11 protein-coding genes are annotated in these 15533 nt (G+C 42.9%); 3 read left to right on the top strand and 8 right to left on the bottom strand.

Annotated features, from left to right (window positions below; genetic code table 11):
* Window positions 1-43: 43 nt before the first annotated feature.
* The gene (locus ACFGVS_RS25110) at window positions 44-3499 is read left to right on the top strand and encodes a glycosyltransferase (protein WP_439696021.1); all 3456 of its coding nucleotides are present in this window, start codon (window positions 44-46) and stop codon (window positions 3497-3499) included.
* 79 nt (window positions 3500-3578) lie between these two features.
* On the opposite strand, the gene ispF is transcribed toward ACFGVS_RS25110, so the two are convergent.
* Window positions 3579-4061, bottom strand: coding sequence for a 2-C-methyl-D-erythritol 2,4-cyclodiphosphate synthase (ispF, locus tag ACFGVS_RS25105; RefSeq protein ID WP_090651812.1), 483 nt, complete (start codon window positions 4059-4061; stop codon window positions 3579-3581).
* A gap of 2 nt (window positions 4062-4063) precedes the next feature.
* Entirely contained in the window at window positions 4064-5233 is a 1170-nt protein-coding gene (gene porV / locus ACFGVS_RS25100) for a type IX secretion system outer membrane channel protein PorV (protein ID WP_439696020.1), read from the bottom strand.
* A 239-nt stretch (window positions 5234-5472) separates the two neighbouring features.
* Between porV and ACFGVS_RS25095 the strand changes: the two genes are divergently transcribed.
* A complete protein-coding gene (locus ACFGVS_RS25095; protein ID WP_439696019.1) occupies window positions 5473-7170 on the top strand; it encodes an SUMF1/EgtB/PvdO family nonheme iron enzyme in 1698 nt (565 codons plus the stop codon).
* A 178-nt stretch (window positions 7171-7348) separates the two neighbouring features.
* The gene (locus ACFGVS_RS25090; protein ID WP_274209771.1) at window positions 7349-7528 is read left to right on the top strand and encodes a hypothetical protein; all 180 of its coding nucleotides are present in this window, start codon (window positions 7349-7351) and stop codon (window positions 7526-7528) included.
* Between the two features lie 55 nt (window positions 7529-7583).
* Here ACFGVS_RS25090 and ACFGVS_RS25085 read toward each other — a convergent pair whose 3' ends face one another.
* From ACFGVS_RS25085 to ACFGVS_RS25060, 6 genes are all read right to left on the bottom strand, one after another.
* Complete coding sequence (locus tag ACFGVS_RS25085; RefSeq protein WP_274209772.1) at window positions 7584-8975, bottom strand: RagB/SusD family nutrient uptake outer membrane protein; 1392 nt, start codon at window positions 8973-8975, stop codon at window positions 7584-7586.
* Between the two features lie 15 nt (window positions 8976-8990).
* Window positions 8991-12050: a SusC/RagA family TonB-linked outer membrane protein gene (locus ACFGVS_RS25080; protein WP_439696018.1), complete on the bottom strand. Its 3060-nt coding sequence runs from the start codon at window positions 12048-12050 to the stop codon at window positions 8991-8993.
* Between the two features lie 127 nt (window positions 12051-12177).
* A complete protein-coding gene (locus tag ACFGVS_RS25075; RefSeq protein ID WP_090651807.1) occupies window positions 12178-12675 on the bottom strand; it encodes an acetyl-CoA carboxylase biotin carboxyl carrier protein subunit in 498 nt (165 codons plus the stop codon).
* Window positions 12676-12808: 133 nt separating this feature from the next.
* Window positions 12809-13423, bottom strand: coding sequence for a DUF4159 domain-containing protein (locus tag ACFGVS_RS25070; protein WP_439699266.1), 615 nt, complete (start codon window positions 13421-13423; stop codon window positions 12809-12811).
* A 44-nt stretch (window positions 13424-13467) separates the two neighbouring features.
* On the bottom strand, window positions 13468-14178 hold the full coding sequence (locus tag ACFGVS_RS25065) for a 16S rRNA (uracil(1498)-N(3))-methyltransferase (protein ID WP_274209775.1): 711 nt from the start codon (window positions 14176-14178) through the stop codon (window positions 13468-13470).
* A gap of 12 nt (window positions 14179-14190) precedes the next feature.
* Window positions 14191-15531, bottom strand: a complete 1341-nt coding sequence (locus tag ACFGVS_RS25060; protein WP_274209776.1) for a hemolysin family protein — start codon at window positions 15529-15531, stop codon at window positions 14191-14193.
* Between the last annotated feature and the right edge of the window lie 2 nt (window positions 15532-15533).

Raw genomic sequence — 15533 nt, 5'->3', positions numbered from 1 at the left:
TCATTTGTTACCTATACTTTTAAACCAGAAGTAATCTCACTTAATGGCTTCAAATAAGCAAATTTTTCAGGCAGACTCACCAAACAGATGGAACCGTTTTAAATGGCTCAGCCGCATACTATTTGCCTTTTTGGCAGTAGGTATTGTTGCCGTAATAGTTACCATTAAATCTACCTATTACCCCAGTTTGCCAAGCCTCGACCTGGCGCCAAAAAAAATGTCGAAAGAGGAGCTTGCGCAAATCAAGCGGTCAACCAAATACCGGTCGTTTAAAATACAAAAAGGCGAAATTGAGGCCCTTGAACGTGCAAAACGCCTGCATCAACGCAAACATCCTAATAATAAAGACCGCCTGAATGTGGCCTTTTACCGCCCATGGGAGCCACAGGCTTATTATTCGTTGCTGGATAACATGCCAAAGCTTGATATGGTGGTAAGCGAAGGTTTTTCTATCCTTCCGGGTGTCGACACTGTAATTACCAAAGTTGATACGGGGCTCATCAACGTTAATAAAAAATATAATAAGCCCATTGTACTCACACTATCAAACTATATAAATAAAAACAACCAGGAAGGCGGTTATGATAGCTATGATATTGAGCGCATTTTTAAAAAACCTGCTTTGCGTGCCGGTTTTATTAACAGTATTGTAAATGCCCTTACAAAATATAAGTTTAAAGGCATCAATGTAGATCTGGACGAAATTAAAGACCGCAACAGCAAAACTTATATTGCTTTTCAAACCGAGCTTTATAAAACATTAAAAGCCAAGGGTTTCCTGGTTACACAAAACGTAGTGCCCGAAGATGAGGCTTACAATATTATAAGGTTGCAGCATGTTAACGATTTTTTGTTCATTATGGCCATTGATGAGCATAATGAGCTAAGCAATCCGGGCGATTTATCAAACCAGCACTGGGTTGAACAGATACTGGATGATGTATGCAGCCAGGTACCCAGCGAAAAAATTATATTGACTTTTGCAGGCGGCGCTTATGATTGGCGCGAAACCAGCATCGGCAAATCCATAGGTTATCAGCAGGCTATTAGCGCTGCCGAAGAAAACCAAAGCAAGATCACATTTGATCCGGCTTCGGCAAATTCTCATTTTACCTATATGGATAAGGATAGCCTTGACCATACCATTTATTTTGCCGACGCTGCTACCAACTTTAACGTCATCCGCATGGCCGATGACTGGGCAACCGGCGGGGTGGCTCTGTGGCGCATGGGTACCGAAGATCCAAGGCTATGGTCGTTCTTCCAGAAAAACCTGTCTATCGATTCGCTGCGTAAAACCGGTGTCGACTTAAAAAAGTTAACTTCTGTTGGTTTAAATAGCCGTAAAAACGTAGAGTATGATGGCGATGGCGAGGTGCTCGACCTGATAACCACGCCCCAAACCGGCGAGATTGATGTAAAACTGGATACAGGCAACTATACCATCACTGCGCAAACTTATAAAAGACTGCCCACCAAGTACATGATCCGTAAGTATGGGTATAAGCCTAAAAAGGTTGTTTTGACCTTTGATGACGGACCCGACCCGGATTACACCCCGCGCATTCTTGATATCCTGCAAAAAGAAAAAGTTCCGGCCTCCTTCTTCGTAGTGGGTTCCATGGCCGAAAAAAACATAGCCATCCTGAGGCGAATTTATGAGGACGGTTATGAAATTGGAAACCACACATTCTTCCATCCGGATATATCAACCATCAGCCTGCAACGCGTGGTGCTTGAGCTAAACGCTACCCGCAAAATCATCGAATCGGTTACAGGCCGCAGTACCATCCTGTTCCGCCCGCCATTTAATGCAGATGCCGAGCCCGAAACGTTGGCCGAAGTAATCCCTGTAGCCGAAAGTCGCAGGCAAAGCTATATCACTATTGGCGAATCTATCGACCCATGGGATTGGCAGCCCGGCGTAACAGCCGACAGCATTGTTGCCCGCACCATCAGGCAGGCCAACAATGGATCGATGATCCTGCTGCATGATGCCGGCGGCGATACCCGTGAAGAAACAGTAAAGGCATTACCAGCCATTATACACTACTTTAAAACACATGGCTACCAGTTTACTACCATTGCCGATGTGCTTGACAAAACCAAAGATGACCTGATGCCACCTATAAAAGACGATCATACCGGCATTTTTGGCCCTATGTATGATGTCGCGGTACATGCTTATTACTATTTCAACTGGTTTTTGATATATGTGTTTTTGTCGGCTATATTCCTGGCAATAGGCCGTATTGTTTTGATTGCTATACTTGCGGTAAGACAAAACAGCGAGAACAAAAAAACCGTAAAACTGCGTGGCGACAATTTGCCACTTCCCCCTGTGAGTATTATCGTACCAGCTTATAACGAGGAGGTAAATGCCGTTGCCACTATCCAAAGTTTATTAAAAACCGAATACCCGGTTTTTGAAATTATTTTTGTTGACGACGGATCAAAAGATAAAACGTTTGAAGTAGTATCGGCTGCTTATGAAGGTCATCCGCTGGTTAAAATATTAACCAAGCCCAATGGCGGCAAAGCATCGGCCCTTAACTTTGGCATAACCCATGCTACCAGCGATTTTGTTGTTTGTATTGATGCAGATACGCAACTTAAAAACGATGCTATTTATCAATTGATGAGCTACTTTACCGATGAGGAAATTGGCGCTGTGGCAGGCACAGTAAAAGTTGGCAACGAAACCAATATTATTACCCGGTGGCAATCAATAGAGTACATTACCGCCCAAAACATGGACCGCCGCGCTTTCGACCTCATCAATAGCATTACGGTAGTACCAGGCGCTATTGGAGCATTCCGCAAATCGGCCATTTTCCGTGCCGGCGGCTTTACTTACGATACCCTGGCCGAGGATTGTGATTTAACTATGCGCATCCTCAAACAAGGCTACATTGTAAAAAACTGTGCCGAAGCTATTGCATATACCGAAGCACCGGAAACCATTAATATGTTACTTAAACAACGTTTCCGCTGGAGTTTCGGGGTTATTCAAAGCTTCTGGAAAAACCGCGACGCATTGTTCAACAAAAAGTATAAATTCTTTGGGATGGTGGGCATGCCCAATATCCTCATCTTCCAGATTATATTACCATTATTCTCCCCGTTGGCCGATCTGATGATGATCTTCGCGCTGTTTGGCGAGAAGCCGGAGAAAATGCTGATATACTATGTGGCTTTTGTGGTTATCGATTTCATTGTGGGCATTATTGCTTTCCGAATGGAAAAAGAAGATTACAGGAAGCTTATTTACATTATACCGCAACGATTCCTGTGGAGACAGCTGATGTATTACGTACTGTTTAAATCGATGCGTAAGGCCCTTAAAGGCGAGTTAAGCGGCTGGGGCGTACTAAAACGTACCGGTAACGTAAATGTTAAGGGCGGTCAAAAGAAGAGCAACTCGGCAATATACATTATTGTTACATTGCTTATAATTGCCGCGATTGTATTCTGGGTGGTAAAAAAGTGGTATATGTAAGTTAAAGAACTGTAAGCAAGTCAAGGCAAAAACACCCCGCGTCTGGAATGTATTTTGTCTTGATTCCTTGCCTTTTAGGTTATTCTCTTTCGATCAAACAAACCGCATAAGCAACAACGCCTTCCTGACGCCCTATAAAGCCCAATTGCTCGTTAGTGGTAGCTTTTATAGATATATCATCTTCGCTGATAGATGCCGCTTTGGCTATATGCACCTTCATAGCCGGGATGTGGGGGTTTATCTTTGGTGCTTCCAAACATACCATGGCATCAATGTTGCCAATGCTGAAGCCCTTTTCTTTTATTAATTTAACAACATGCTGAAGCAGAATAAGGCTGCTGATACCTTTCCAGCGGTTGTCTGTATTGGAGAAATGAAAACCTATATCGCGCATATTAGCGGCGCCAAGCAAGGCATCACAAATAGCATGTAAAAGTACATCAGCATCTGAATGGCCATAAGCGCCCGAATGGTGCTCTAAATTAACCCCGCCCAAAACAAATGGGTGCTGCTCACGCAGTTGGTGAACGTCAAAACCAAACCCTACTTTAATTTTACCCATTATTATTTTGACACATTGGAGGTACCGCCAAAACTTGCCGACAAACTAAAACGCAAGGTATTGGCCAAAGGACTATTTTGCTGGCTGGCTGCCAGGTATGAGAAATCGAACTTAAAAATATCATATTTAACACCAAAACCGAGGGTTACATAACGTCTGTCGCTTTTGCTTGGGTTTTCATATAAATAACCGGCCCTTATGGCAAACTGGTTGTTGTACCAGTACTCGGCGCCGGGCGACAGGCTTATTTCCTTCATCTCCTCGCTAAAACCACCAGGGGCATCCCCAAATGACTGAAAAATACCCGATGGTACCGATACATCATCATTTTTGCCACTTATAATTGTGCCGTTGGCATCTTTTATAGGAGGAGTAGGTGTTAGCAGCTTGTTTATGTCAAAGGCAACCGTTATCTGGTTATTTTCGTCAAGGTTCCAGGTGTTGGCCGCGCCTAACTTTAAATTGGCAGGTAAAAAATATTTAGGCCCATTGGTAGTATAGCTAATTTTTGTGCCAATGTTGGATATGTTGGCACCAAAAGCAAACAGGTTATCATCGCCATAGCTCGATTTATAAAACATCGATACATCCGCAGCAAAAGCATTGCCGGCCCTGCCTGTTTGGGTTGATCCCGCAGTGGCAAACGACACACTGGAAATGCTTGAATGAATGTAACGAGCGGTTAACCCCAATGAAAAATTCTCGCCAAACTTACGCGCAAAACTAACATCGAGCGAAAACTCATTTGGCGTGTAAGTACCCTGGTTATTGGATTGGTCGTCATTAAGCTGCAATGAGCCATAATTAAAATAGCGCAACGAAGCACCGAGTGTGTTACGATCGTCAATTTTATGGGCATAGCTTAGGTACGACAAACTAATGTCGGGCACCAGGTGCCTTAACCACGGAGAATATGACAACGAAAGTGCATCATTACTTTCAACAAAAGCAAGCTTCGAGGGATTCCAGAAATTAGCGTTAACATCCGGCGAAATAGCAACCCCCGCCTCGCCCATCGCACCCGAACGTGAATCGGGGGTAATGTTTAAAAACGGTACTTCAACGCGCGATCCCCTGTATGCGCTTCCGTCAGTACTCGTTTGCCCTACAACCGTAAATGGCAGTAAATACAATGATAAGAAGGTTATATTCCGAAATGTAAAAAACTTCATTGGGTGCAATTTAGCTTTATTATTTAAATTGATAAATATCCGCTCATAATTTATATCGGATTTTTTGTGAAGACATTTGGTTGCAAACGACTAAAAAAAAACAAAACATTGCAACCAACGTTGCACCATTTCCGTTAAAAGCATCAATAATTGTTTGATTTATTTAGAAGAAGATGCATTAGCGTTAGCATTATACTCATTTTTTTCTAAATTTACGTCATTAATATAATTGTAAAATTATGAAAATACTTTTTACTAAAACTGCTTTAGCCCTTGCGGCTGTATGTGCATTGGTAAGCAGCTGTAGTAAACCATCGGTATCGCAAAAAACCGGTTTAGTTTATAATAACAAAAATAATGGTGGCTATGAGCGTTACAGGCAAACACATCCCGCGCCAGGCCCTGGCCTGGTACCTATTGAAGGTGGTACCTTTGTAATGGGTGGCAGCGCCGATCAGGACGTTACTTATGATTATAACAATGTACGCCGCAGAGTAACTGTACCGTCATTCTATATGGACGAAACAGAAGTTGCCAACCAGGATTGGCTTGACTACCTGCATTGGTTAAGCATTACTTTCCCTCAAGACCGTGAATTGTATTACAATGCCTTACCAGATACATTGGTTTGGCGTAAACCATTATCATATAACGATCCTTACGTTGATAACTACCTGCGCCATCCCGCGTTTCAGGATTACCCGGTGGTGGGTGTTAGCTGGGACCAGGCACAAGATTATTGTGCATGGCGTACCGACCGTACCAACGAAAACATTTTGCGTGAAACCGGGCGTATGGTAGCCTGGAAAGATCAAAACGCAAAAGGCAAAAACGGCGGCGCTACAGCAGCGACGGGAGCATCGCAGCCTTTTAATACCGATATATACCTGAATGGCCAAATGAAAGGTGCCGGAATAGACGGTAAAAAAATGATGCCTAACTTAAGCCCTAACGCTGCCGCAGGTACTGGCAAAAATGCTAAACCCGTAAGGCCCGTGCGTATGGAAGATGGTATATTGAAACAGGCTTATCGTTTACCATCAGAAGCCGAGTGGGAGTACGCGGCTTTGGCACTGGCAGGCAACACCCAATTTGAAAATATTGATGATGGTAAAATGTACTCATGGAATGGCATGGGGGTTCGTTCGGCAAAGAGCAAAACCCGTGGCTTAATTTTAGCCAACTTTAAAAGGGGTGCCGGCGACAACATGGGTGTGGGTGGTTATTTGAATGATAAAGCCGACATAACCGCACCTGTGCGTACTTATCCTCCAAATGATTTTGGCCTTTACCAAATGTCGGGCAACGTAAACGAGTGGGTGCAGGACACCTACCGCCAAACATCTTTTGAGGAATTTGAAGATTTTAACCCTTTCCGCGGTAACCAATATACCAACAAACGCCTGGTCGACCCATCTAAAGGCTTATACGCCAAAGATAAATATGGCAAGCCTATTAAAGATCCTGCCAAATCAAACAAAAAAATGAAGTATGCCGATTACCTGGCATTACAACAAGGCCAGGACCCGAATACTGTTAACAGTGCACCGGCACAGGGTACACCTGCCAACGGCGCGCCGGCAACTCCGGGGGCACAGCCAAATGCGGCAGCTCCTAATGCTACTGTTAGCTCATTGGTTAAAGATTCCGGCAAAAAATACAATCCTGATTTCAGGGGCGAAAAGGATACAGTAAATACAGCCTTATACGGTAACACAACATTGGTAAACGATCATTCGAAAGTTTATAAAGGTGGCTCATGGAATGACCTTGCCTATTGGATGAACCCGGCAACCCGCCGCTTCATGGACGAGGAAGAATCAAGTGCCGAAGTTGGTTTCCGTTGCGCGATGACCTTAGTAGGTGCCCCGGAAGTTTATCCTAACGGCAAGCCACACTATCCTGTTAAAAAAGCAAAGCCATTTAAGGCTAAATAAAATACCCAATTTTAAACTTAAGTATCAAGGCCGTTCAATTTGAATGGCCTTGTTTGTTGTGGTGGATTAAAGTGCCCGCACCGTTCGCAGCTCAGAAATAAGATCCGGACTCCGTTGATCCTCTGTATCAGTTGCAACTATCAAGCCATCAAAGCGCCATAAATTATTTTATATAGTCTTGTCAAGGCTATCACTGCCTGGAAACAGCCATATCATATTCCCTACAAATGCCGTAATGCAATTGTTAACAGCCGATGCCACAAACCCCATGGCATTTGGCATTGGCGTTGATGAGCCTTATATCCAGACATCTGGTATGTTCTATTTAATCGGGTTAGATTGGCCTCCCATGAGGTAAAAAAATCCCGGCAACATCAGCTACCGGGATTTCATTCTATATAGTGTAGTGCTTACTAATAACCTGGGTTTTGTACCAAATTAGAATTGGCATCTATTTCACGTTTTGGTATAGGGAATACCAATTTCGGAGAGTCCCAATCGAATGTCTCTACAGTGTTACCGTCACCATCTACCGATCGGGTAGTTTCTTTGTAACGTTTCAAATCGCCTAACCTAAAGCCCTCAAAAGGAAGCTCGACCCGGCGCTCCTGCTTCACAGCATTAAACAAAGCAGTAGCACTTACAGCTGCAGTATTAGCTAAACCGGCCCTGTTTCTAACCTTATTTATATCAGCAGCTGCACCAACAAGATCGGGAACGGCTTTCTTGATCCTGGCTTCGGCGCGGATAAGATAAATCTCGGCCAGACGAATAGTTACAACGTTACCGAATGCGTTATTAAACTTGGTTGTGAAGGGATCATCGGTAAACTCATTGGCCCTGTCATCGCCTGCTTCGTACCGGTCAAAGTGTTGTTGATTGATATAAGTTTCGCCACGGCCAGCGTAATCAGAACTTGCGTAAACCTCATTCAATGCATTAAAACCCGATTGATTTGAGATTTGAATAGCAAAAATATCCTCGGCGGTATTAAATACGCGTGTAGCCTGATCCGGATGTTGAAACTCGTCGGCAAAGTGTTCAATAAGGCTGTACGCACCCCCATCTATTATTTTAGATGCCTCAACCTCTGCCTGGGCATAATTTTCCTGGGTGAGGTAAATACGTGCCAAAACAGCCGAAGCAGCCGCCGAGCTTGCATAAGTTGATTTATTTGGGAGATTAGCTTCAGCAATCTTCAAATCTGCAATGGCCTGTGCATATATTTCGGCAACTGTATTTCTTTTTACTTTTTGAATGCCGGCTATAGTCGTGGTTGGTGTTAAAACAAGAGGCACAGCAAGGTTAGTTGTCGGACTGCCATCATTCCACGCTCTGCCGAAAGCCCGGGCCAAATCAAAATAAGTCATCCCGCGTAAAAACCTGGCTTCTCCTTCAACACCTGCTTTATCTGTTGAAATAACCAGGTTTAGATTGGCTAAAACTGTATTACATACTCCAATGGTGTTGTAACCACTGTCCCATGCCCCTTCAACAAAAAAGTTGTTAATCGTAATCTTTTTATCGTTGAGTTCGGTGTAGTCAGAAAATGTCCCGAAATAAGAGAAATCTCCGTCATCGGCCAAAAAATCAGTAGTTGCTTGCAACCGCCCGCCATATAGCCCTCTTAAACCGGCTGCGGTATATGCTCCGATAAGCACCCCTTCCACATCTTTTGATGTTTTGAGAGCCTGGTCAGCTTCGACTGAATTTTGCGGTTTAATATCTAACTGCTTTTGACAGCCAGAGTTATACAGCATTGCTAATGTACTCAATGCTATAATTGAATATTTTATTTTTTTCATCTTCTTCAGCTTAAATTAAAATCCCACGTTAATACCAAATGTTATTGTTTTAGCCTGCGGCGCTGCATAAAAATCATAGTTCTGGGTAATATTGCCAGAAAACGCGTCCGAATTCAGCTCAGGGTCCCAACCTTTGTACTTGGTCCAGGTGGCTAAGTTTGTAGCTTGCGCGTAAATCCTCAAACTACGTAGTTTAATTTTTTCAAGTATACTTTTGGGGAAATTATAACCTAATACAATATTTTTCAAACGAAGGTATGATCCATCACTTAAGTACCTCGAACTTGGCGATACGCCATTGCCACCAAATAAGCGGGCCTCAGGAACCATTGTAATATCGCCCGGCTTTTTCCATGATTGAAGCTGATCAAGAGTTTGATTGTCGGCACCGTTATTAAAACCAACCGACATGTACTGCCCACCACCATTATAAATCTTATCGCCATTTACTTCCTGCAACAGGAAGCTAAAGTCAATTCCTTTATAACTAACAGTGTTATTTAAGCCGGCAATAAATTTAGGGTTAGGGTCGCCAACTACAACAGGAGTTGCTGCATTATAATCATTGGTTGTTGTACGGTCTCGCTTACCACCGCCCAAATCGGTGTTTTTATAATAAAGTGCATCACCATTGGCCGGATCGGCACCCGCAAATTCAACAGTATAAAAAACACCCAATGGTTGTCCCTCAACTGCACGGTTTACGCCATCTCCGCTTCCGGTAATAACCTGGCCTTTCAAATCGGTAATTTTATTACGGTTAACTGAAAAGTTAAAGCTGGTCGACCAGGTAACCTCTTTGCCCACTATGTTCTTAGAATCTATCTGCATTTCAAAACCCTTGTTTTGCAGCTTACCTAAATTTTGAGTAATTGTTGTATAACCAGAGGTTGCAGGCACTTGTACGTTTAACAAAAGGTCCTTAGTTTTTCGCAAGTAAACGTCAAACTGTCCGGAAAGCCTTCCGTTAAAAAACCCAACATCTAAGCCAATATCTGTTGTAGCCGATGTTTCCCACTTCAAATCCGGGTTTGGCAATTGGGTAGGCCTTGATCCCGCAACACCCGCATAACCAAATTCAGAAAATAACCCGCGCGATGGGAAGTTTCCAATCTCTGAGTTACCCGTTATACCGTAACTCGCCCGTAATTTTAAATCAGAAACCAGTTGTTGCTGTTTCATAAAACCTTCCTGCGAAATAACCCAGCCAACAGAACCTGCCGGGAAAAATCCATAACGGTGGTTTGCCCCAAACCTTGATGAGCCATCAATACGGCCACTTACCGATAACAGGTACTTTTCGTCAAACTTATAATTTGCCCTGGCAAAGTACGAAAGCAATGAGTACGCTGTTGATGATGACGATCCGGCGGTGATATCGGCGGAACTGATTAGCTTTTTATAAGCGTCACTCGGAAACTGGTCACCGCTGATAGAGTTAAGATCGTTTTGTTGACGTTGATAGGTCATACCACCTACCGCGTTGATATTACTTTTACCAAAGTCTTTTATAAACTGTAAAAAGTTATTGGTGTTAAAATTTACCGATGTAACGGACGAGTTAAAGCCAACCCCGTTTGGTGTACCTGAATTACGGGAGGTTAAACTACCTGCGTAACTATCTTCACTTGAATTCAATATATCCACACCTACTTCCGACCGGAAACTTAAAGAAGGGAGCAGCTTTACCTGCGCATATACGTTTCCAAGATTCCTGTAATCTATTGTATTAAAATATGCGTTTTGCGCATTTAATAATGGATTATAATAAATAGGAAAATTACTGTTTGGTGTACCTGTAGTAGGATCAAGCGCGCCACTTGTTAAACCTGTACGCGGATCGATAACGGGCGTGATCGGGCTTAATGCAACAATTTGCTCGGGGGTCGAAAACTGATCATCATTTGATAAACGATAATTTTTGGTACGCGATACACTTAAATTGGCACCCACTTCCAGCCATTTATTAGCCTGGTTACTAACATTGGTACGCAAACTGTACTGGTTTATAGCATTGCCTATCAGGAAGCCTTTTTGATTATTATAGGTGCCAGATATGTAAAACTTGGTTTTATCGGTACCTCCTGACAGTACAAGATTATAATTTTGCACGGGGGCATGTTGAGTAATTTCTTTTTGCCAGTCGGTATTTACAGCGTACGTTTTATAATTGTCACTGCCGGCAGCATACCTCTTTAACCGCGCCTCAACAGAAGTTGTTGAATACCCTCCGGCAGCGCCAGCCAATCTTAATAAAGTAACATACTGTTCGGCATTTAAAAACTCGCGCTCGCGTGTCGGTTTGCTAAAGCCGTAATACTGGTTGTAGGTTACTTTGGTATCGCCGGCCTTACCTTTCTTGGTTGTAACTAAAACCACACCATTTGACGCCCTTGAACCGTAAATAGCAGCAGCAGATGCATCTTTTAATATATCAATAGATTCGATATCATTTTGATTCAGATCGACCAACGGATTGGTTGACGCACCATTGCTTGAAAAATCATCAACAGTGATAGGCAAACCATCAACCACGTATAAAGGCTGGTTACCTGCTGATACAGACGAAGCACCACGGATACGCACCTGTATGCCTTGCCCCAGCTTACCGTTTTGTGCCTGGATATATACGCCCGGTGTACGGCCCTGAATAGCCGACTCTAAACTTGGTACAGGAATATTTTCTATGTCGGCGCCTTTAATTTTTGAAACCGAGCCTGTTAACGATGCCCTGCTTTGAGTACCGTAACCAACAACCACAACTTCGTTAAGCTGCTTGGCATCAACGGCCAGGCTCGCATTAACAGCCATACCACTTATTGCAATTTCTACCGGTGTATAACCGATAAATCTAAAGACTAAAACTTTGGCTGTAGCAGGTACCGAAAGTTTGTAGGCTCCACTTACATCTGTTTGAACGCCAATACTGGCGGCACCTTTCACGGTCACGCTTACCCCAGGTAAGGGCGAACCATCCTTTTGATCTGTTACCTTACCTGTAATAATCCGGTTTTGAGCAAAAACGAATGAAATGCAGGAAAATAACAACAAAATTGTTAGTAGATTTTTCTTCATAGAGTTAAAATGTTAATTTAAAAAAAGTAAGTTATTAACAAAAAGGCAAAAAAACAATTAAAGCAATTAAGATTGCCTGCGTTTTTACAAACACAATACAAAAATTAGCGTAAAAAATAACCGAATTTTAAAACTCAATCAGGATTTGCCCTTTTTCTACTTTGTTCCCGCTCTTTATCCTGATTTTTTTTATAGTAACATCAGCAGGGCATTTGATAATGTTTTCCATCTTCATGGCTTCAAGTATCAAAAGGTTATCCCCTTTTTTAACTTCATCGCCTTCAACAGCAAATACTTTGAGTACAAGACCCGGCATGGGGGCCTTAATCTCGCTTAGCTGGGCGCCGGATAAACTACTCAGTCCCAATTTATCCAGCAAAATATCAAACTGATCTTTTACCGTAATTGTATAGATATTGTTGTTTATCTTAATTTGGGCAGTTTTTTCGACGCTGTTAAAAGATACTACGTCGGCATTGTAAGATTGGTTGCCTTCTATAACATGATAGATGCCTTCGCCGATATGTTTAATATCGGCAGTGGTAGCCTTATTATTAATAAGCAGGCCGTCATCGTTTCTCGCCGCCTCAAAGCTATACTTCTCATTTATTTTTAGCTGATACATGTGTTGCAGGGTTTGAGTTGCAGGATAGTGTAGTTTTTAACGTAAGGATAAATTAAAGTTATGCAAATATCCCGACTACCGCCAGTGGCAAATTAAAATTTACTGTCAATTTAAAACCTCAGCGGATATATAACTATTGTGTAAAAACATACTGCACCATATTGGCACCCATTTTAAGCGCCTTAATGCGGGTTTCCTGGGTATCGCCCGCGTAGGTGCCATAATCTTCCCAGCCATTGCCAAGGTCGCACTCGTAGTCATAAAAGCACACTAATCGCCCTTTGTATATCAGTCCAAAACCTTGTGCGCGGGTACCATCATGTTCATGTATTTTGGGCAAGCCATTAGGGAAGCTGTATTTTTGGTGATAAATGGGATGATTAAGTGGCAGTTCAACAAATTCAAGTTCTGGGAAAACCTTTTTCATTTGCGGGCGGATAAATTTATCCAGTCCGTAGTTATCATCGATATGCAAAAAGCCACCACCTGTGAGGTATTTGCGCAGGTTTCGGGCTTCCTGGTCGCTAAAAATCACGTTACCATGCCCTGTCATAAAAACAAATGGATAATTAAAAATAGATGCACTGCCTGCTTCTACTACCTCATCATCGGCATCAAAATTAGTTTTCAGGTTTTCATTACAAAATTTTGCAAGGTTAGTTAAAGCAGTTCGGTCGCCATACCAATCGCCCCCGCCGGCGTACTTAAGCCGCGCCATTTTGTATGCTGGTGCACAAAAGCCACACATTACAACAAATGCGGTAAAAGCTATAGCAGTATACGTAAGTTTCTTCATAGCCGGTTTAAAAAATTAACCTCAAAGCAGGCCTCCAGGGCAGCGGTTTCGGTACGCAACCTGGCCTCACCCAAAGTTATCGGTTTAAAGCTGCTTTCCAAAGCCAGCTCAATTTCGGCAGGGCTAAAATCACCCTCAGGTCCTATCAATATTAAATAACGCCCCTGCGGGTTTATTACTTTACGCAAATCGAGCTTATCGCCTGGTTCACAATGAGCAATAAACCTTTGTCCATCAAAAGGGAGAGCTAATAGCTGGTTAAATTTAACCGCATCATTTAGTACAGGATGGTATGCTTTTAACGATTGCTTGATAGCAGCGGTAATAATCTTGTTAAGCCTGTCAACTTTGGCTTCCTTACGCTCAGAACGCTGGGTAATGATAAGCGATATTTCATCAATACCAATTTCGGTGGCTTTTTCTAAAAACCATTCCAGGCGCTCGATATTTTTGGTGGGTGCTACAGCTATGTGCAGGAAATGGTTCCTTTTGTTAAACTCCGGAGTAACGGATGTGATATTGAGGATGGTGCGTTTAGGATGTGCATCGTGAATAACCGCATTATAAAACCCTCCACGCCCGTCAATCAGTTGAACTTCGTCACCTGCCTCCAGCCGCAAAACACGTATAGCATGCTTGCTCTCTTCTTCACTGAGAAAATATTGGGGGTGCGAGGGGGCGATATCAGGTGTATAAAAAAGATGCATTGGCTAAGCAGATTAATGTAAATCTACAGCATCTTCTTCATTTATCAGCAATTCCAGTTTCACAGATTCAATATTCTGATCTGATTTGCGCAGCACCGTAATATTATAGCCATTTGATTCCTTTTGCTCGCCAACATCCGGAATTTTACCGAATATGTCGCCCAGCCAGCCGCTTACCGTATCAAAGTCGCCATCTTCGGGCAAGTCATGGGGTAGGTGTTCGTTTACGTCATATATGGGCGCAAGGGCATTTACAATAAACTCGCGCTCGTTAACTTTTTCTACAATTGGTTTTTCCTCATCGTACTCATCCTGTATCTCACCTACCAGCTCTTCCACAATATCTTCCAGGGTAACCATCCCTGCGGTTCCGCCAAACTCATCCAGTACAATGGCTATCTGGATACGTTTTTGCTGAAGCTCGGCCATCAAATCATTTATCTTTTTGGTTTCGGGAATAAAGTACGGCTTGCGGATTATATTTTTCAACACAATTTCCTCGTCGCGTGCCAGTAGCGGCAAAATATCTTTGGCGTGTACAATGCCTATAATTTTATCTATAACGTCGTCATAAACAGGCATTCGAGAATAGCCCTCATCAATGATCATATCCAGCAATTCCTGCCTGGTTGAACTGATATCGATGCCCGAAATTTTGGTACGCGGCACCATGATATTTTTAACTACACGTTCGTTAAAATCAAAAACGTTCTGGATCAGCTCATGTTCGTTTGAATCCAATGCGCCCGATTCTTTTCCCTGTTCAAGCAGGTATTGTAATTCTTCAGAACTGTGGTGTGCTTCACCTCCCTCTAAAGTATTTATACCTAAAAGTCCCAAAATAAAATTGGCAAAGCCGTTCAGTACCCAAATCAAGGGTTTAAAAAACACAAAGAAAAACCGTAGCGGCAGCGAAATGGCCAGCACTGTACGTACCGACTTTTGAATGGCTATTGATTTGGGGGCAAGCTCGCCAAATACAATATGCAGTACCGTAATAAAGGTAAAGGCAAGGATGTGGCTGGCTGTAATAAAACCGGGCGAAAGTGTTATCCCTACAGCTAAAAATGCCCGGATGACAATATTGGTGGCAACCTCTTCGCCCACGACACCAAGAGCCAGTGAAGCAATGGTAATACCCAGCTGCGTAGCAGCCAGGTATCCATCAAGATTGTGTAGTATGCCGCGGGCAACTTTGGCAACTCCGCTACCCGATTTTGCTTTAATTTCAATTTGTGAACCCCGTACTCTCACCATGGCAAACTCGGCGGCTACAAAAAAACCGTTGAGCAAAACCAGGAATACGGTTGCAATTAAATAAAAAGTACTTATTTCGTAATGCGCGGGGTCCATCT

The organism is Mucilaginibacter sediminis, assembly GCF_051903035.1.
GTDB lineage: Bacteria > Bacteroidota > Bacteroidia > Sphingobacteriales > Sphingobacteriaceae > Mucilaginibacter.
Note: the sequence above shows the minus strand (reverse complement) of the source record. Positions and strands in the feature narration are given on the sequence as shown.

Bases quoted from the DNA above. Each gene is read 5' to 3' on its own strand.
- ACFGVS_RS25075 (WP_090651807.1), bottom strand. From the start codon at position 12,675: ATGTATCAGCTAAAAATAAATGAGAAGTATAGCTTTGAGGCGGCGAGA.
- ACFGVS_RS25095 (WP_439696019.1), top strand. From the start codon at position 5,473: ATGAAAATACTTTTTACTAAAACTGCTTTAGCCCTTGCGGCTGTATGT.
- ACFGVS_RS25060 (WP_274209776.1), bottom strand. From the start codon at position 15,531: ATGGACCCCGCGCATTACGAAATAAGTACTTTTTATTTAATTGCAACC.
- ACFGVS_RS25110 (WP_439696021.1), top strand. From the start codon at position 44: ATGGCTTCAAATAAGCAAATTTTTCAGGCAGACTCACCAAACAGATGG.
- ACFGVS_RS25070 (WP_439699266.1), bottom strand. From the start codon at position 13,423: ATGTGTGGCTTTTGTGCACCAGCATACAAAATGGCGCGGCTTAAGTAC.
- porV (WP_439696020.1), bottom strand. From the start codon at position 5,233: ATGAAGTTTTTTACATTTCGGAATATAACCTTCTTATCATTGTATTTA.
- ACFGVS_RS25080 (WP_439696018.1), bottom strand. From the start codon at position 12,050: ATGAAGAAAAATCTACTAACAATTTTGTTGTTATTTTCCTGCATTTCA.
- ACFGVS_RS25085 (WP_274209772.1), bottom strand. From the start codon at position 8,975: ATGAAAAAAATAAAATATTCAATTATAGCATTGAGTACATTAGCAATG.
- ispF (WP_090651812.1), bottom strand. From the start codon at position 4,061: ATGGGTAAAATTAAAGTAGGGTTTGGTTTTGACGTTCACCAACTGCGT.
- ACFGVS_RS25065 (WP_274209775.1), bottom strand. From the start codon at position 14,178: ATGCATCTTTTTTATACACCTGATATCGCCCCCTCGCACCCCCAATAT.